Consider the following 17,187-nt stretch of genomic DNA (forward strand, 5'->3'; position numbering starts at 1 on the left):
CGCATGCAGGGGATTTATTTTACTGAATAGGAGGAATAAACCAGTGGCGAAAATAGCAATTGTTACAGGTGCGACACGTTTAAATGGAATTGGGGCAGCGATTTGTAAGGCGCTTGCTCAAAAAGGCATCGATATTTTTTTCACCTACTGGCCTCGGTATGATAAGGCAATGCCATGGAGTATGAATGAGGAAGAACCATTTTTATTGAAAAGAGAAATTGAAAATTATGGCGTGCGTTGTGAAATGGCTGAGGTGAACTTATCGCAATCATATGCACCAAACCGGTTATTATATATGGCATCAGAACGATTAGGAGAGCCGTCTATTCTCATTAACAATGCTGCATATTCCACTGATACAACTGTTGAAGAACTTGATGTAGAGCAACTAGATAAGCATTATACGGTAAATATGCGTGCTACGATGTTATTAAGTACGCTATTTATTAATTATTATTCACTTGAAACAAGTGGAAGTATTGTAAACCTTACATCTGGCCAATCATTAGGCCCAATGCCAAATGAACTTGCTTATATCGCAACGAAAGGGGCAATTGAAGCCTTTACTAAGTCAGTAGCACCTGTTGCTATGGAAAAAGGGATTACTGTAAATGCTGTTGACCCAGGTCCGACCAATACAGGGTGGATGACAGAGGAAATTCAATCGTATTTAATAACCAAATTTCCAGCGGGAAGAATAGGAGAGCCTGTGGATATAGCACGTCTCATACAATTTTTAGTAAGTGAGGAAGCAAAATGGGTGACGGGACAAGTCATTCATTCGAATGGTGGGTTTTATTAGTATTTTATAATTTTATTATGTAAACAAAATGTTGAGAAATAATATGAATTGAAAAATATTTATCCAATTGATTTTTATATAAAATTAATAGATTGTCAGTAAATAGCGTTTTTTGATAGGAGAATATATTGTCATATAAAGCATACGGTACTTTATATGACAATATATTCTCCTTCCCTTATGTTAAGGAAGGTTGATCAGGTAGAATAAACTCGAATATTAAATGTTAACAATTGGACAAATAGCATATGAATATGAAGATTTCTGTCGGAAAGATGATAATTAGAACAAAAAGGGATTTTTATGGAGAAATAGAATCGTAAAGGGGAGGATAAAATTGTAAATATAGGAGGCTTTTTATGAAAATGAAAAAAATCACGATTGCATCACTAGCAATTGGTACAATGCTCTCCGTTACAGCTTGTAGTCCTTCTGCAGAAAAAGATCAAGCGAAAAAGGAACAAACGAACGCGCAGGAAGAAGCAAAAACAACGAATGCTGATGAAACATCTGCAACAAAAAACGGTGAGAAAGAAACAAGTACATCTACTAATGAAAAAACAGAGAAAGATCAAAAAAATTCTAAAGAATCGTCTGGAACGGAGAGCAATGCTAAATCTACAGAAAAAGAAACAAATGCTAAAACTAACGAGCAAACGACAAGTGGAAAAGCCTCCGAAAAAGAGACGAATACAAAAACGACAGAACAATCTACGAATGGAAAAACTACAACGAAAGATACAAATAAAAGCGTGGCTGTGAAAACAAATGTGAAAGCAGTTGCGCAGCTTATTGACAGTTTAGATAAACAATTAGCTGCAAATCCTAAGCTAGATACCGTGAATAAGCTAGGAAAGCAAATTAATGAAAAATGGGATGTAATCGAAAAAGAATTAGAAGCGACTCATCCAACTGATTATAAAACGATTGGACAAAGTATGTACCCTTTAATTGTCGCAGCTGAAAAAGAAAAAATAGATATGAAACGAATAAAATCGTTAACGACGAAAACGAAGCAAGATTTAAATCAATTATTAAACAAACTTTGAGGACAAAATAGAATGTTTTATGGAAAAGGAGAAACAATATAGGTTTCTTCTTTTATTTGTGTCTATTTAAGCTCGAATACTCACTTTACGAGAGTTGTAGAAAGTGTACTAGATGTTGTTCATTTAATTTTTGTTCATAAGAATACAATTGGGAAAGGCACGAACCCTGAGTTAGAAGAATTGCAAATTGAAGGTGATTTAGATGCTTTTTCCTTGAAAAATGGTGAGGCCTATTTATGTTATAAGTTTCCTCAGCGATGGCTGTTAAAGTCGTTAGAGGGGGTGAACAAGAAGTTTATTAATTTTGTTACTTTTACATCGATAGATGAAGAAGTAACAATGATTTTTGGCTTAGCAGGAAGAAACTTTGCGAAAAAAATGCCGTTCCTACATACAATTTTTAGTCGGTACAGTTTGAAAGTGTTAAAAGAAGATCAGTTGGTAGTAGAAAGTCAGCCCCCAAGACCCATTCCGGAAGCTTTAAAAATGGAGGCACATGTATACGCAGATGCAGCCCAAATTAAGTTTAGGCAGAGGTGGTTTCAGTTTTTAACAAGTGAAGAAAGAACTTGCTATTTAGATAAATAAGTAAATCATAATTGCGTTATGTAAACTTAGCTTGCGATTATAGGCAAAAAACTGTGTATAAAAAAGTGACCCACCTTTTTAGCAAGCCACTCTCTTTTGAGGTACTCGCATTGCAAAAAGTATATATAAAAACAAGTATAAAGGCAGTGGATTTCGCAAGTACAATCACACTGCTTTTAGTATTTTGTTGAAGAGTGAACCATTGTTCTATTTATTCGTGTTATTCGTATGATATTAATAAATAGAACAAATTGGAGGAAGATGAATGAAAGCAATTGTGTATACAAAGTACGGTTCCCCCGACGTTCTTCAACTGAAAGAGATAGAGAAACCTGTTCCTAAGAACAATGAAATACTGGTCAAAATAAAAGCGACAACTGTAACAGCAGGAGATATTCGGTTACGGAGTTTTACGGTTCCTCGTTCTGTTTGGCTACCTGCTCGAATCACACTTGGTTTAAGTCAACCTAAAAAACAAATATTAGGAATGGAGTTAGCTGGAGAAGTTGAGTCAGTAGGGAAAGAGGTCAAGCGGTTTAAGGAAGGGGACCAGGTTTTTGCGGCTACCCAAGTGGGTTTTGGTTCTTATGCCGAGTATATTTGTCTGCCTGAAGATGGAGCAGTCTCTATTAAGCCCTCTAATATAACCTATGAGGAAGCTGCCGCTATTCCAATTGGGGCATGTACAGCCCTGTTTTTTCTTAGAAAAGCTAACGTTCAGAGCGGTCAAAATATTCTTGTATATGGAGCTTCTGGAAGTGTAGGGAGTTATGCAGTACAGATTTCCAAGTATTTTGGAGCAAAAGTTACAGGGGTTTGCAGTAACGCAAATGTAGAATTGGTAAAATCTCTGGGAGCCGACAAGGTAATCGATTACACTACAAAAGATTTTTCTACTACAGATGAGACTTATGATGTTATTTTTGAAGCGGTAAACAAGAGCTCGTTTTCAGACTGTATCAAGTTGTTAAAGAAGAATGGTACCTATATAAATGTCGTTGAACCGTTGCCAAGTGTGCGAATGCTATGGACTAAAGTGACAAGCAGCAAGAAGCTAATATTAGGTCAAAATTCATCTGAAACTTCCGAAGCATTAGACTTCCTTAAAGAACTTGTTGAGACAGGGAAGGTAAAAGCGGCCATTGACAGGTGCTATGCATTGGGGGAGATTGTGGAAGCCCATAGATATGTTGAGAAAGGACACAAGAAGGGAAATGTCGTTATAAATGTAGAATCTCACAACAAATCATAATATATGAAGAATGCTCCGGGGTGAATAACAATTTTTTGTATAAGAAAAAGTCATAAATTGATAGAGTTAAAAAAAGATGTAAGCAGAGGGAGAGGCTTGCATCTTTTTTTTATTTTTTATCAAACCAATCAAACCTTTCTATCGTTACCTTAAATATAAATAGAAAATTGAAGGAGGAGTCAGTATGAAAGCATGGCAATGTATTGTGTCCATATTAGCGAGCCTTTTTTTATTAACAGCGTGTAATAGCGATAAGAAAGAAGATGCTCAAAGTAAGAAAACGAGTGGAGAAAACGTGAGTGAAGTTATTAGTGATAAAAACGAATCTCCTAGTTTACAATTATTAGAGAACGATAAGATTGGAAAATACTTAGCAGATTCAAACGGAAAGACACTTTATTATTTTGCAAAAGACACATCTAAGGTAAGTAATTGTAGTGGTGACTGTGTAAAACTTTGGCCGCCATTTGTTGCGAAAGATTTTGAAGTGCCAAAAGGATTTGATATAAAAGATTTCGCTACGATAACACGAGAAGATACGAAAGAACAACAAGTAACGTATAAAGGCTATCCCCTTTACTATTTTGCTAATGATAAATCAAAAGGAGATATAAATGGACAAGGGGTTAAAGATATATGGTTTGTACTGAATAGTGAAACTACATTTAAACAGTGATGGGAAGCATGCTGAATAGGGCGCATGCCGGCAGTTATCCACCACCTATCTTCTTCGCTTTTCTCTGAACCTTGAGGTGAGGGTCTTACTGCCCGCGAATAGTGTGGTGAATATTCTGTTAAAAGGAGCGATCAACGTTGTTGGTGGTTCCTATTTTTCTATTTGAATTATATAATTAAATTAATTCGAAATTATCAGAAATAAATGAAAAACACTAGGGAGTGCAGGTGAGAATGAAAGAAAAAAATGATTATGAGTTAATGCAATTAGTAAAAGGAAACTATCGTCCTGCATTAGAAGAACTCTATGAACGATATATTAAGTTGATATATAGCTTCACTTTTAAATTTTTCCAAGGAAATGAAGACAGAACAAAAGAAGTTGTTCAATTAATTTTCTTGAAACTTTGGACAACTAAAAGTATGTATAATCCTTCAAAAGGTGATTTTGTAAATTGGCTACTTACTATTACGAGAAATATATGTATTGATTATGTCCGAAAAGAAAATAAAGAACTTACGTATAGAAACTTTCATAATGTTTATGATTCTGAAAAACATATGCATATAGCAGATTCAGAAAATCAAATCGAGAAAAGACTGCACAGTGTTGAAATTCAAAAGGCAAAGCAAAATTTGTCTACGTCTCAAAAAAGATTAATCGACTTGCTATATTGGAAAGGTTATTCCCTTAGTGAGATTGCTAAAATGGAAGATGAACCATTGGGAACCACTAAAAGTCGTCTTCATCAATCTTTAAAGCGATTAAAAAAATATCTAGAATAGAGGGGGATAGTATGGAGAGAGAATGTGAGCATTTATTATCTTACGTTACGAATACATTTGATGATAGAGAACAAAGAAAGTTTCAAGAACATTTAAAGATATGCCCCAAATGTCAAACTGAGTATTCATCAATGCAGGCAGCTTGGGAAGCACTACATTTCGATTTTGAGGAGAAAGAAGTACCAGCAACATTAAAAGCTGAAGTGTTTGATTTTATATTTGTTCAAGAACAAACGAATAGAGATAACATAGTAACAGCGAAATTGAAAGAATGGACGGTTTTACTAAAAAAACAATTTACACCGTTGGCAACGGTATTACTAGGAACAATGTTAGTGATTACAGTAGCATTAACAATCGAAAATTCACAATTAAAAATACAATCTTTAGCTAAGCATGAATTAAGCAGTGATCCAATTAAAGTAATTTCTACTCATCCATTAGTATCAATCGATCAAAACCATGAAAATACAAAGGGTTATGTATTTGTTATGCAACAAGGAGATAAGAAAAAATTAGTTGTACAAGCTGATCATTTGCCACAAGTAAAAAATTCAGAAGTGTATCAAGTTTGGTTATTAAAAGATGGAGAAAGAAAAAACGCTGGAATATTTAAACCTGATGAAACTGGTTCAGGACTTCTGACATATGAAATTTCACAAAAACAGTCCTTTGATAACATTGGTATTACACTTGAACCAGATTCGAATAGTACGAAACCTCTTGGTAAAAAAGTACTAGGGACTTAAAACAGATGTTACGGTGAATTCGATTTTCTTATTTCAGCAGGGGGAGTTACTCTTAGAAAATAAATGAATTAACATCGTATGGTAAATACTATGTTTTTAAATGTTTATTAATCAGTGGTTTACTTCTCGTATGATGGATGATTATACATTTGTTCCCCATATACCTTTTGATTCTGATAAAAGACTTATTTTTGGCGTTTAGTCTATGTCAAACATTAAAAGTTATTGAACTACCCCCACCTTCACTTCGTTTAGAGGAGGGGGTCTTCTCGGTTAAAATGATAAAGTTTCTCGAACCGACTTTTTTAGAATTAAGGTTTTTCGGCAGCTGCTAAACAGTATGGCATTTATACATGTGATTAAACTCTCTGATAACACAAAAAACATTGATATAACAATAAAAAGGCAGAGCGAATTCATGTGCGAATTGCTCTGCTATTATGCTTACTTTTATATGTGTTTTTATAGTTGCGGGTACTTCAAAAGAGAACGGCTTACCCTTTTAATAGGCAACTTATTTTAAATAGTCCTTTAAAGTCCTATCTTCAATGCAAGATAGAGGGAGTTTTATTTCAGTACCTTCCTTCATATTACGTAAAACAATGGTTCCCGTAGAGATTTCATTTTCGCCAATTATAAGCACGTAAGGAATGTTCTCTTTATTTGCGTAATTAAGAGCTCGCTTTAATTTACGGCCGGCAAGTTCAAGTTCAATCCTCATTGCGCTATTAGAACGTAATTGCTCTGCTATTTGTAAACATTTCGTTTCTGTTCCAATCGGAATAATGAAAATATCGGCAAAAGTAGATTTCGTTTCTTTTTGCGCAAGAGCTGTATAAATAACATCTAAGCCAAAGGATATACCTACTGTTGGATAGGTGGTATTATCCTTACGAAAGGCTCCAATTATATTATCATAACGTCCACCACTGCCAATACTTGAAGTGATACTTCCATCTGCTAAAAAGATTTCATAGACTGTACCTGTATACATGGTAAGCCCTCTTGCTAAGAATGGATTGAAAGTGGTATTGTTTTGAATACCAAGTGCAAGAAGGTATTGCTGTAATTGCCTTAGTTCATTGATTCCATCCATAACAAGTGAATTTGAGAAAGTTTGACTAAATGCATCTAGTTCTAATGCGATACAAGATTCAACGGTATTACAAATAATCTCTACAGTGTCATTTATGATTCCGCGGCTTTGTAAATCCTTTCGTATACCATCAATCCCAATCTTTTCAAGTTTATCTAATGATAAAATAACATCGTGTGTTTGTTCATTTGGAATTTCAATAGATTTAAGAATACCTGTTAATAACTTACGATTATTATATTGAATGGTAACATCTAAGTTTAAAGTTTTGAAAAGATCAAAGGCCATAGCCATTAATTCAGCTTCAGCAATAACAGATTCTACACCGACGATATCAACATCGCATTGAATAAATTCACGGAACCTTCCTTGTTTTATTGGTCCACCACGAAAGACTTTTCCGATTTCATAGCGTTTAAAAGGAAGGCGAATTTCCGGATTCATTGCTACTACTTTTGCAAATGGGATTGTTAAATCATACCGAAGTGCGAGTTCGCGATTTCCTTGATCACGTAGTGTATACATTTCTTTTAAAATTTCAGCACCGCCGCCATATTTGTAGGCCATAAGTTCATACATATTTAAAGTAGTGGTTTCAAGTGGTTTACAGCCATATCGTTCAAAAGTTTCTTCACAAGCACGTTTAATTTTATTGCGTAACAACTGTTCCTCTGGTAAATAATCTTTCGTTCCTTTTACATTTCTTACATCCATTTGAGTCACTCCTTTTTAAAATAAAAAAAGCTATGCAGGTATAAAAATACCCACATAGCTATATGAATGCTTCGTGGGTAACAGGAAAAGCCCTGTACCCACGAAGAAAAAATTCTTCGGATACACGGCGTTATGTATGATGATGAAGTTGGAAAGAAGTATTAAAATTAAACATGAATGATCTCTCCTTAAGTTTTTCAAAATTATAACAAATGATTTTTGAAATATCAATGTTTTTCGAAAATAAAAATATAATTAACGGATGAATGAAGCATAACGTGTATAAATAGTGTGAGCGAAAGGATATGTTTGTCATTCCTTGTGAAAAAATACGAAAGTAAGATACAATATTTATGTATTTGAAATTATACTTTTAACATCTTCGTCTCAATTCCTATATGAAATTGTACATATAAATTTATTGCAGGAGGATTTATCACAATGGAGTACAAAACGAATGTCATGCGGTTATTAGATAAGAAAAAAATCAATTATAAGCACTATAGTTATGTAGACACTGATGCGATTAGTGGAATAGATGTTGCGTTAGTATTGGGACAATCTCCCGATCAAGTATTTAAAACATTAGTAACCATGGGGAAATCAGGACAGCACTATGTTTTTGTTGTACCTGTAAACAAAGAATTAGATTTGAAAAAAGCAGCTGCTAGCGTTCGGGAAAAATCGGTAAGTATGCTGAAATCTAAAGATTTACTCGCGCTCACTGGCTATATTCATGGTGGCTGTTCACCGATTGGGATGAAAAAATCTTTTCAAACTGTCATTGATAAAAGTGCTAATGATTTTGAAGCAATCATATTTAGTGCAGGAAAGATAGGATATCAAGTTGAGTTGGGATTAGAAGACTTGAAAAAGATTATTCGTTTTGACGTACAGGATATTGTAGTAGAGTAGAATACTATTTTAAAGATAAGAATGAGAAAAAAGAGCCATTTGGCTCTTTTTTCTCATTCTGTTGTTCTTCTGTTCGCTGTCAATGCAAATCATTCATTGTATCCAATGGGGTATTTCTATGACGTTCAACTGCTATTTTTAAGAGAAAATCAGTTGAAGTTTTATTTTTTTACAGCATGAATGTAATGAATGGTTTCAAAAGCAGATAAGTAATCGTTTCGATTCTGAAAATACAGTTCATGAATTTGAGCAGGTGATAGGTGTTCGTAAATCAATAAACCGGATTTCTCTAACATCTTCTCGATTTCCAAGTAAGAAAAACATGATTTCATTGGTTCTCCGCTTAGTGAAGCCATTTTTACCATGTTTTCAACTCTATTAGAGATTCCTTTCTCCTCAAAGAGTTTTTCGTCTGCATAATCAAAAACGATGGAACTACCTGTTGGTACCTTAGAAAATAAAAAATCTATCAAGCTTGAAATTTCCTCTTTTGTTAAATAATAAGAAACACCTAAAAAACTAAAGAACGTTTTTTTGTTATCAAATCCTTTATCTATTAGATCTTGATAGGAAAACGTTTTGGTGAAGTCCATAGAAACGAAATGAAGATTACTTGGGATTTTTAAATTAGCCTCATCCAATCTTTTCTTTTTAAATTCCTGTGTAGCAGGGTGATCAATTTCGAATATTTCTAAGCTGTTTTCCAATTCTGGATGTCGGAAACTAAAAGTGTCTAATCCAGCGCCAAGTACGACATATTGTTGTAATCCTAATGTTATCTCATTAAGTAATACTTTCTCGCAATACGCAGCACGTGATAAGGCAATTGGAGAAAGTTGGACTTGTGTAATCCATTTTAAAATTTCTTCTGTATTTCCCTCGAATTTTTGTGCGATATCTTTGTTGAAGAAATGTATGCCTTGAACCATATTCTCTTTGATGTCATTGAATTCTTTATCTGAAATTAAGTCTTTAGCAATATAATCATTAAAGATTTTAGGGGTATCAAATTGACTATGATAGGATCTGCCGAAAGCTGATATTAACGAAGTTACACTTGACTCACCTTTCTTCATACAAACACACTCCTTCACTTTAAAACAAAAAAATAGGATTCCCCTGGCCAGGAGAATCCTATTATATAACTTAAATTAATAAAAGTAAATTATATCACAAATAAATTTATTTGTCAAGTAAATAGAAAACTATTTATTGCATTCTTTTGTTAGATATCTAAAATCGATATAAACATTTAACAGTACTCCGACAGAAGTCCCCTTCCTCAAGCACGTGCAGGATATAGTCCAGTGGTAGGGAGGGGATGAATGTTGGTCGTGCACAGCACGAATTTTCTATTTCCTTTTTATGTAACTTCATGTATGCTAGTGGTAGAAAAAGAACGTACATTCGTACATTTGTTTTTATGAATTTGAAACACAAGTAATGAAAAAGAGGAAGGTGATGACCATATTGCTAAGCCAAAAATATGAAATATTCCTAACAAAAGGACAGAGGGAAATGTTAGAACGATGGCTACAATATTGTCGTCAAACCTATAACTCTGCTCTTATAGATAAACAGAGAAAATATAAAGAAAAGAAGCAATTGTATACTCGTTCTGACATGCAAAAGCAACAAGTCATCGATAAGAAGAGATATCCTTTTTTGAAAGAAGTGCCATCACAGCCCTTACAAGAAGTATTTTTACGACTCGAAAAGGCATATGATGGCTTTTTTCGTGGGGATGCAAATTATCCAAAGTTGAAAAAATATAAAGACTATAATAGTCTCACTTTCCCTCAGTTTGGATTCAAACCAAATGGAAAACACCGTTTTGCGATGTCATTTGCAGCGAACGGAAAATTATATAATAAGCGATTAGGAGAAATAGATATCCTTTTTCACAGGCCGATAGAAGGAACCATTAAGCAAGTGATTATCAAACGACAATCTAAGAGATGGTACGCTATTTTCAGTGTCGAAAGACAAGTTGTATCATCCACTATTGTGAGAGAACATGCGATTGGTATAGATGTAGGATTGAATCAATACGCTGTCCTTTCGGATGGAACTGTATTTGAAAATCCGAGATTTCTTCTGCAAAAAGAAAAACAACTACGGAAAGCACAACATAACCTTTCGAAGAAAAAAAGGGCTCTGCGAACTATAAGAAGCAAGTGGAGCGCATCCAGATTCTTCATGGAAAGGTGGCGAATCAAAGGAAAGATTTCTTACACAAATTAAGTTATCATCTCACGCAAATGTATTCGGTCATTTGTATTGAAAACCTTGCTATTCGAAAGATGATTCGGAATCGAAAAATTCCGAAGGCGATTTCTGATGCGGGCTGGGGAGCTTTTCGCAGGTTTCTTTTGTATAAGTGTGAGAAATTCGGAGGCCTACTTGTAAAAGTAGATCCGGCGTATACATCACAAGATTGTTCTAACTGTGGAAATCGTGTGAAAAAATCACTTTCGATTCGGACACATATTTGTACAAAGTGCGGGACGGTGTTAGACAGAGATTATAATGCAAGTCTCAACATTTTGCGGAAAGGACTTGAACAATTACTTGTGAGAACGACTGAAGAATGAAACTGTAGGGCAAGGTTGTGTCCAAACAGTATAAACGACGCCTGTGAAGAGTATGTAAGACTGCTTGGATTCCCAAACAGCAACGCTCTATGAAACAGGAAGCCCCTTCTTCAAACGACTCGTAAGAGTGTTAAGGAGGGGTCATTCACAGTGAAATCCAAGTCGCCTAGAGTCATTGTATAGTAACTCGTATCATTAACAATCTGATAATGATTGTACTTCAGTTGAATATCTTTTATAGTCTGGATATTCCGTGAGAGTTCGGCGCTCTGGCTTAAGTAATTGATTAATGAAAGATATATTTTTTATTTCTTTGTTGTAACGTGAAAAAAATGAAACTTTAACTTTTGAATTAGGAGGAACAGTGAAGACTAAAGGTCTTTTTGGCATGCAAAACAACTCCTAAAATATATTATTTGGCAATTATATATTTTATCCCGCTATTTGCGGGCAGTAAGATCCCTACATCAAGATTCAAAGATTGGTGGGGGATGAAGAAAATTTCCACTGATAGAAGTTTCACTTTATATTAAAAGTGTATCCATTCATACAATATTCAATTTTTATAAAGTTGGTTATGTATTAGCCCTTATGTAAACAAATGCAATACAAAAGAGCAGCTAGCAAACGCTAACTGCTCAGCCCCAGGGAAAGGGAGAAAAGATTGTAGGTACTACAAAATTTGATTAAAGCTGTTCACCAGCCTTTATATAGTATGTACAGAATTTGAAATATTATACAGGAGGGGAAGGAGCTATTGTTGCTTTAAAATAAAGTTTAATCAAATTGATACTAATAACCCTCATAAACGATTATAGAAAAGATTGATCAAAACACGCTCTTAATATTTTAGTTAGTTCATTCTTTTATAAAAAAAATTGATCATTTCCTATCTATGCCGCTCCACAATCGCGCCTCATGAACTGACTTAGGATCTCCAATTAGCTAGTTTTCTTTACCTACTTGGTGAAAGCTGTCTTCAGGAATCTCCTGTAATTTTTCAGTATGAACGAACATGTTCGCTGTTGGCATTTGTACTTGATTCTTATGGAATATAGACATTAGTTCAAACCTTACTTGCCTGGAAGTTTCAAAATACTCTTCAGGTTTAACCAAGCCTACAATACAAAATTCGTACCCAACATATTTAAGGTTTGGATTTAAGTCTGTAATACCAATATATTGAAATGGTTCAACAGCCTCGTTCTCTACCCTATATAGGCTTTGATCAAATTTTTCATTGCAGATAACACTTACTTTTTCTAACAATTCCTTTATTCTTGTAGGATCTTCTTGATAACTTACCGTAATTCGTTCAATAACTCGCATCCTGCCTTTATTAAAATTTTGTATCGCTCTAATCTCTCCATGTGGGATGGTAAGGAGTTTTCCCGACCATTCACGAATTTGCATAAAGCGAATACTGATTTCCTCAATGGTACCTGAACTTGTTCCGTTGAAAGTAACAAAATCGCCGACACGAAACTCTTTGTCCGTTAATCTTGCGAACCCTAATATAACATCTTTTAGTAGCTGTTGTGCAGCAAAACCGATGACAACTCCGGCAATCCCTGCACCTGCAAGAATACCTTTTATATCTACAAATTGACTGATTAGATAAATAACAAGGCTAATCATAATTCCATACCTGAAAATTGATCGAATTACACTTTGAATCGTCTGTTCTACTTCTTCATCAAAAAAACTTGACTTCCTAAAGAACCAATCAATAATACGGTTTATGACAAAGGAACAGGTCATGAGAACCAAAGCAAATAGTGTAAATCTTAAAAGTAAAAACTTCCTTATATAATTAAAAAATTCCTCAGTAAAAGTTAAAAAATCCATCCATCCACTTCCTTAAAAATGAAAATTTCATGCAAAGCTGATTTATTATAAATACTTTTTAAAAATCTTGAAATTTATTCCAGGATCATCTGTTACCTTGACCTTACATATTGTTTCCTTAACTATGTATTTTGATTTTTATTCCCAGTTCATCTTCAACAATATGGCCCTTTAACGGAACAACGTATCGTCACTCAACAGTTCCTTAATCGATCTTTCCATTCCAGATGTTCTTTTCCTTTTCAATATAAATACACCCCTTTAGATAATGATAATCTAAAGGGGTAAAGTGGTGCAATTTTTTTATAAACGGTATAACTTTATTCAAAACGATACGACTTTATCATTTTAACTGAGAAGACCCCTTCCCCTAAACGAAGTGAAGGTGGGGGTAGTTCAATTCAAATCTACAGCTATAGTATATAGAATTTCGCAATATTAGACAGGTAAAACATAAAATGACAAGAATATGTAACATATATTGAAAAACGAAAAGAGGGAGAAAAATGTGGAAAACAACAGATCTTTGTGATGCTTTTGAAAAGGAGGTACAAGTATGTCAGCCACTGTTTCAGTCGTACGGTATGAAAGAACAATTTTATGGGAAGATTGCGACGGTTAAAGTGAAAGATGATAATGTATTAGTAAAGGAAGCGCTGCAAACTTTACCGGAAGGAACTGTATTAGTAGTTGATGGAGAGGCTTCGACAAACTGTGCGTTACTCGGAGATAACTTAGCAAATATAGCAAAAGAACGGAATTTAGCAGGTATTATTATACATGGATATGTTCGTGATTCTAAGGAACTACGAAACATAGATATTGGTATTTTCGCATTAGGTACACTGCCGAAGAGAAGTATAAAGGAAGGAAAAGGAGAAACGGCAATTCCATTACAATTTGGAGGAATTGAGTGGGTTCCAAATCATTACGTGTACGCTGATGAAGATGGCATTATTGTATGTGAAAAGTGTATTCATGACTAACATACTTATATAGCATATAATAATCTATTATTCTTAGAAAATAAATCCGATAAAGCATAGACAAAATCTCGTGTCAATAGTAAAATAATACAGAAATTTATAATTTGATGAATGTATAGGTATGTCGTTTATACGATAACTTTAAAAGGAAATTGGTGGAAATGAAATGGATTCGCCGCTCATAGTGAATGTTATCACAATAATACATTCATACGCTACATGATCTTTCCTATACAAATACAACCGCTATCTAAGCGGATAGGAGGTGTTGTGCATTTTGGTTCGCACTCACAGTAGAGTGCTATTGCACGCCCTTGAAGGGCCTTTTTTTATGTATATGTAAGCAAAGGGAGGAATAAGTGAGAATGGCAATGATAAAAAAATGGCTGCTTACGTCGATAATGGCAGTTGCATTAGTATTTGTTTCATTCACAAATACTGTACATATTACGTTTGCTGAAGGGAAAACAGCAACACTTGCGGTCATTGGGGAATCGCAAAAAGGAGTTATTTTATGTCCGAAAGAAGTGTCAATTGAAGATGGGGAAACAGCCTATAGTTTGTTACAAAAAGTTATGGGGACGAAAGTAACAGCTGAGAATACGAAATATGGTATCTATGTTAAAGGTATTGATGGTTTAATGGCTGGTGATACAAGTGGATGGACATATGATGTAAATGATAAAGCTGCCATGGTAGGCGCAGATAGTTATAAATTAGAATCTGGAGATGTTGTTGCATTTCGTTTTGTTGTAGATTGGAACAACATGAGTACAGAAACATTGCAACAGGTGCTCGATAAGATTGGAACTTGCAAAAAAGATCCAGATACAACTAACCCAGAAGAACAAAAACCAGAAGAGCAAAAGCCTGAGGAACAAAAGCCAGATGGCCAAAAGCCTGAGGAGCAAAAACCAGAAGAGCAAAAGCCTGAGGAACAAAAACCAGAAGAGCAAAAGCCAGATGGTCAAAAGCCTGAGGAACAAAAACCAGAAGAGCAAAAGCCTGAAGAACAAAAACCAGAAGAGCAAAAGCTGGATGGCCAAAAGCCTAATGAGTTGAAAGAACCAATCAAAAATGAATTATTAATGAAACAATTAGATCAAGCGATTGCTAAAACATCACAAAAGATGATGGGAAATGGAATCGATAGTGATTGGATAGCCATTGCACTTGCTCGTTCAGGATATAATATTCCAACGGAAACAAAGATTAGTTATTTACAATCTTTAACACAAACAGTGGAAAAGCGTGTGAATCGATTTACTGCGACAGATATAGCAAGAACAATTTTAGCAGTGTCAGCAGTGAATGGGAATCCAACGAATGTTGCAGGGAAAAATTTAGTACAAGAATTGTACCAATCTGAAAAACTAAATTCTGTTACTGGTTATACATTTGCTTTACTTGCACTTGATACGAAAAAATACGAAGTGCCAGCTGGAGCGAGATGGAATCGTGCTGCTTTAGTAAAAGAGATTTTAAATGCGCAGCATACAGATGGTGGTTGGACGTATAGTGTTGGAAGCGGTAAAGAAGAAGCAAGTAATATTGATGTAACAGGTATGGTGTTATCAGCATTAGCGCCATATCAAAAACAACCAGGGGTAAAACAAGCTTTAGACAAAGCAGTGCAGTATCTAGCAAATCAACAATTAAGCACTGGCGGATTTGAAGCTGATGGTCAAGAAAATGCTAACAGTGTTGCGCAAGCGATTATTGGACTTGCTATTACAGGAATCGATCCAACTGGTGAAGCGTTCACTAAAAATCATGTAAATACAGTTCACAATTTACTGTCATATCAACTTCCAAATGGCGAATTTAAATGGTTACCAAGCGATGAAGAGGGTAATGGTATGGCTACTGAACAAGCATTTTTAGCGCTTGTTCAATATAAGGCATTTGTAGATGGAAAAGGCTCTATATATGATTGGACAAATCCATTGACTGGAAATGATAAAACTTCAGTTGAAGAGCCGAAAAAACCTGTAGTAAATGAACCAAAGGTGATTGAAAAGCAAGAAGTGATTCAAAAACCGCAGGAACAAACACATGATGAGAACTCTCGTGATGTTACGAAAAATAAAACAGTAAATAATGAAAAAACTGCAATGAATCGTCAGTTACCAAAAACAGGAGCGTCTGCTTCGGACAATGCTATGCCAGTAGGAATGGGCGTATTATGCATCGTTTCAGCATATGTTTTATGGAGACGAAAAGCAGCTTAACGAAAATTAGGAGCAATGATTTGCTCCTAATTTTATTAGGAAGGTGAGGAAAACATGAGTATGATGAAGTGGTTACTCTCATTTGTTCTCTCATTTGGATTGCTTGTTGGATGTAGTCAAAATGAATCAAAACCTGAGCAACAAGTGGTATCAAAGCAAACAGAACAAAAAGATAAGGAAAAACAAGAAGAAATAAAAGAAGAAAGTAAACAGGAAGAATCGCAAGAACCAGTTGCTAAGCAAAAGCAACCAGAAGAGCAAGAGCAGCCAAAAGATGATCAAGAACAAAAACAGCAAGAACAACCTGAAGTAAAACAAGAAGAGAAAAAAGACCAAGAACCACCTGCTCAGCAAAAAGCGCCGGAACAACCAAAAACACAGCAAGAAAACGCTGAGGTAAAGAAAGCGCCAGAAGCAAAGACAGAAGAAAAACCAGAAGTAAAAGAAGAGGCTAAAGTTGTTAATCAGCCGAAAGAAACGCCAAAGCAAGAATATCCGAAAGATCCAGAGCCTAAAAAGTCTGATACACAACCTAAACCGAACCCGGTACCGCCGCCAGATCCAGTGCCACCAGTACCACCAAAACCAGAGGAAAAACAAGTTACTATTTCTGTACGTGGTGATCAAGGGTATTTATCTAGTGCAAAGAAAGTTGATGTGAAAGATGGAGATACAGTGTTTGATATATTAACAAGTACAGGTTTAGAGGTTGATTCAACTGGATCCGGAAATAGTAAATATGTAAAAGGAATCAATGACTTATATGAATTTGACAAAGGGCCAAAAAGCGGATGGAAATACCGTGTAAATGGTGCTTTTCCAAACCGAAGTGCAGGTACATATAAAGTCAAGCCAGGAGATACTATTGAATGGGTATATGTATCAAATTAGGGAAGGACTTT

15 protein-coding genes and 1 pseudogene are annotated in these 17,187 nt (G+C 35.0%); 12 read left to right on the forward strand and 4 right to left on the reverse strand.

Going from position 1 to position 17,187, the window contains the following annotated elements:
• The first annotated feature begins 43 nt into the window (after window positions 1-43).
• The 7 genes from HRG09_RS19165 (at window position 44) to HRG09_RS19195 (ending at window position 5,901) form a co-directional block, all read left to right on the forward strand.
• A complete protein-coding gene (locus HRG09_RS19165; RefSeq protein WP_174102464.1) occupies window positions 44-802 on the forward strand; it encodes an SDR family oxidoreductase in 759 nt (252 codons plus the stop codon).
• Window positions 803-1,161: 359 nt separating this feature from the next.
• On the forward strand, window positions 1,162-1,851 hold the full coding sequence (locus HRG09_RS19170) for a hypothetical protein (protein WP_174102465.1): 690 nt from the start codon (window positions 1,162-1,164) through the stop codon (window positions 1,849-1,851).
• Between the two features lie 180 nt (window positions 1,852-2,031).
• On the forward strand, window positions 2,032-2,439 hold the full coding sequence (locus tag HRG09_RS19175) for a hypothetical protein (RefSeq protein ID WP_174102426.1): 408 nt from the start codon (window positions 2,032-2,034) through the stop codon (window positions 2,437-2,439).
• A gap of 265 nt (window positions 2,440-2,704) precedes the next feature.
• Entirely contained in the window at window positions 2,705-3,691 is a 987-nt protein-coding gene (locus HRG09_RS19180) for an NAD(P)-dependent alcohol dehydrogenase (protein ID WP_174102466.1), read from the forward strand.
• A 184-nt stretch (window positions 3,692-3,875) separates the two neighbouring features.
• Window positions 3,876-4,367, forward strand: a complete 492-nt coding sequence (locus HRG09_RS19185) for a COG4315 family predicted lipoprotein (RefSeq protein WP_174102467.1) — start codon at window positions 3,876-3,878, stop codon at window positions 4,365-4,367.
• Window positions 4,368-4,600: 233 nt separating this feature from the next.
• Window positions 4,601-5,152: an RNA polymerase sigma factor gene (locus tag HRG09_RS19190; protein WP_174102468.1), complete on the forward strand. Its 552-nt coding sequence runs from the start codon at window positions 4,601-4,603 to the stop codon at window positions 5,150-5,152.
• Between the two features lie 11 nt (window positions 5,153-5,163).
• Window positions 5,164-5,901: an anti-sigma factor gene (locus HRG09_RS19195; RefSeq protein ID WP_174102469.1), complete on the forward strand. Its 738-nt coding sequence runs from the start codon at window positions 5,164-5,166 to the stop codon at window positions 5,899-5,901.
• A 514-nt stretch (window positions 5,902-6,415) separates the two neighbouring features.
• On the opposite strand, the gene HRG09_RS19200 is transcribed toward HRG09_RS19195, so the two are convergent.
• Complete coding sequence (locus tag HRG09_RS19200; protein ID WP_174102470.1) at window positions 6,416-7,711, reverse strand: histidine--tRNA ligase; 1,296 nt, start codon at window positions 7,709-7,711, stop codon at window positions 6,416-6,418.
• A gap of 441 nt (window positions 7,712-8,152) precedes the next feature.
• Here HRG09_RS19200 and ybaK point away from each other — a divergent pair, with 441 nt between their 5' ends.
• A complete protein-coding gene (gene ybaK / locus HRG09_RS19205) occupies window positions 8,153-8,626 on the forward strand; it encodes a Cys-tRNA(Pro) deacylase (protein WP_174102471.1) in 474 nt (157 codons plus the stop codon).
• Between the two features lie 161 nt (window positions 8,627-8,787).
• Here the strand turns inward: ybaK and HRG09_RS19210 are convergent, their stop codons facing one another.
• Window positions 8,788-9,702, reverse strand: coding sequence for a class I SAM-dependent methyltransferase (locus HRG09_RS19210; protein WP_174102472.1), 915 nt, complete (start codon window positions 9,700-9,702; stop codon window positions 8,788-8,790).
• A 385-nt stretch (window positions 9,703-10,087) separates the two neighbouring features.
• Between HRG09_RS19210 and HRG09_RS19215 the strand changes: the two are divergent.
• Window positions 10,088-11,220 (forward strand): annotated as a pseudogene (locus HRG09_RS19215) (RNA-guided endonuclease InsQ/TnpB family protein).
• A gap of 195 nt (window positions 11,221-11,415) precedes the next feature.
• Here HRG09_RS19215 and HRG09_RS19220 read toward each other — a convergent pair.
• Together HRG09_RS19220 and HRG09_RS19225 are read right to left on the reverse strand one after the other, a co-directional pair.
• Window positions 11,416-11,610 (reverse strand): hypothetical protein, encoded by a 195-nt coding sequence (locus tag HRG09_RS19220; RefSeq protein ID WP_174102473.1) that lies wholly within the window; start codon window positions 11,608-11,610, stop codon window positions 11,416-11,418.
• A 555-nt stretch (window positions 11,611-12,165) separates the two neighbouring features.
• On the reverse strand, window positions 12,166-13,068 hold the full coding sequence (locus tag HRG09_RS19225; protein WP_174102474.1) for a mechanosensitive ion channel family protein: 903 nt from the start codon (window positions 13,066-13,068) through the stop codon (window positions 12,166-12,168).
• Window positions 13,069-13,574: 506 nt separating this feature from the next.
• Here HRG09_RS19225 and rraA point away from each other — a divergent pair.
• The 3 genes from rraA (at window position 13,575) to HRG09_RS19240 (ending at window position 17,176) form a co-directional block, all read left to right on the forward strand.
• Window positions 13,575-14,054, forward strand: coding sequence for a ribonuclease E activity regulator RraA (rraA, locus tag HRG09_RS19230; protein WP_174102475.1), 480 nt, complete (start codon window positions 13,575-13,577; stop codon window positions 14,052-14,054).
• A 365-nt stretch (window positions 14,055-14,419) separates the two neighbouring features.
• Window positions 14,420-16,285 (forward strand): DUF4430 domain-containing protein, encoded by a 1,866-nt coding sequence (locus HRG09_RS19235; RefSeq protein WP_174102476.1) that lies wholly within the window; start codon window positions 14,420-14,422, stop codon window positions 16,283-16,285.
• 54 nt (window positions 16,286-16,339) lie between these two features.
• A complete protein-coding gene (locus HRG09_RS19240; RefSeq protein WP_174102477.1) occupies window positions 16,340-17,176 on the forward strand; it encodes a DUF4430 domain-containing protein in 837 nt (278 codons plus the stop codon).
• Window positions 17,177-17,187 lie beyond the last annotated feature (11 nt).

The sequence above is a fragment of the Bacillus sp. Xin1 genome, from assembly GCF_013314535.1.
Taxonomy (GTDB): domain Bacteria; phylum Bacillota; class Bacilli; order Bacillales; family Bacillaceae_G; genus Bacillus_A.

Bases quoted from the DNA above. Each gene is read 5' to 3' on its own strand.
- HRG09_RS19190 (WP_174102468.1), top strand. From the start codon at position 4,601: ATGAAAGAAAAAAATGATTATGAGTTAATGCAATTAGTAAAAGGAAAC.
- ybaK (WP_174102471.1), top strand. From the start codon at position 8,153: ATGGAGTACAAAACGAATGTCATGCGGTTATTAGATAAGAAAAAAATC.
- HRG09_RS19180 (WP_174102466.1), top strand. From the start codon at position 2,705: ATGAAAGCAATTGTGTATACAAAGTACGGTTCCCCCGACGTTCTTCAA.
- HRG09_RS19200 (WP_174102470.1), bottom strand. From the start codon at position 7,711: ATGGATGTAAGAAATGTAAAAGGAACGAAAGATTATTTACCAGAGGAA.
- HRG09_RS19210 (WP_174102472.1), bottom strand. From the start codon at position 9,702: ATGAAGAAAGGTGAGTCAAGTGTAACTTCGTTAATATCAGCTTTCGGC.
- HRG09_RS19220 (WP_174102473.1), bottom strand. From the start codon at position 11,610: ATGCCAAAAAGACCTTTAGTCTTCACTGTTCCTCCTAATTCAAAAGTT.
- rraA (WP_174102475.1), top strand. From the start codon at position 13,575: ATGTGGAAAACAACAGATCTTTGTGATGCTTTTGAAAAGGAGGTACAA.
- HRG09_RS19235 (WP_174102476.1), top strand. From the start codon at position 14,420: ATGGCAATGATAAAAAAATGGCTGCTTACGTCGATAATGGCAGTTGCA.
- HRG09_RS19240 (WP_174102477.1), top strand. From the start codon at position 16,340: ATGAGTATGATGAAGTGGTTACTCTCATTTGTTCTCTCATTTGGATTG.
- HRG09_RS19170 (WP_174102465.1), top strand. From the start codon at position 1,162: ATGAAAATGAAAAAAATCACGATTGCATCACTAGCAATTGGTACAATG.
- HRG09_RS19185 (WP_174102467.1), top strand. From the start codon at position 3,876: ATGAAAGCATGGCAATGTATTGTGTCCATATTAGCGAGCCTTTTTTTA.
- HRG09_RS19195 (WP_174102469.1), top strand. From the start codon at position 5,164: ATGGAGAGAGAATGTGAGCATTTATTATCTTACGTTACGAATACATTT.
- HRG09_RS19225 (WP_174102474.1), bottom strand. From the start codon at position 13,068: ATGGATTTTTTAACTTTTACTGAGGAATTTTTTAATTATATAAGGAAG.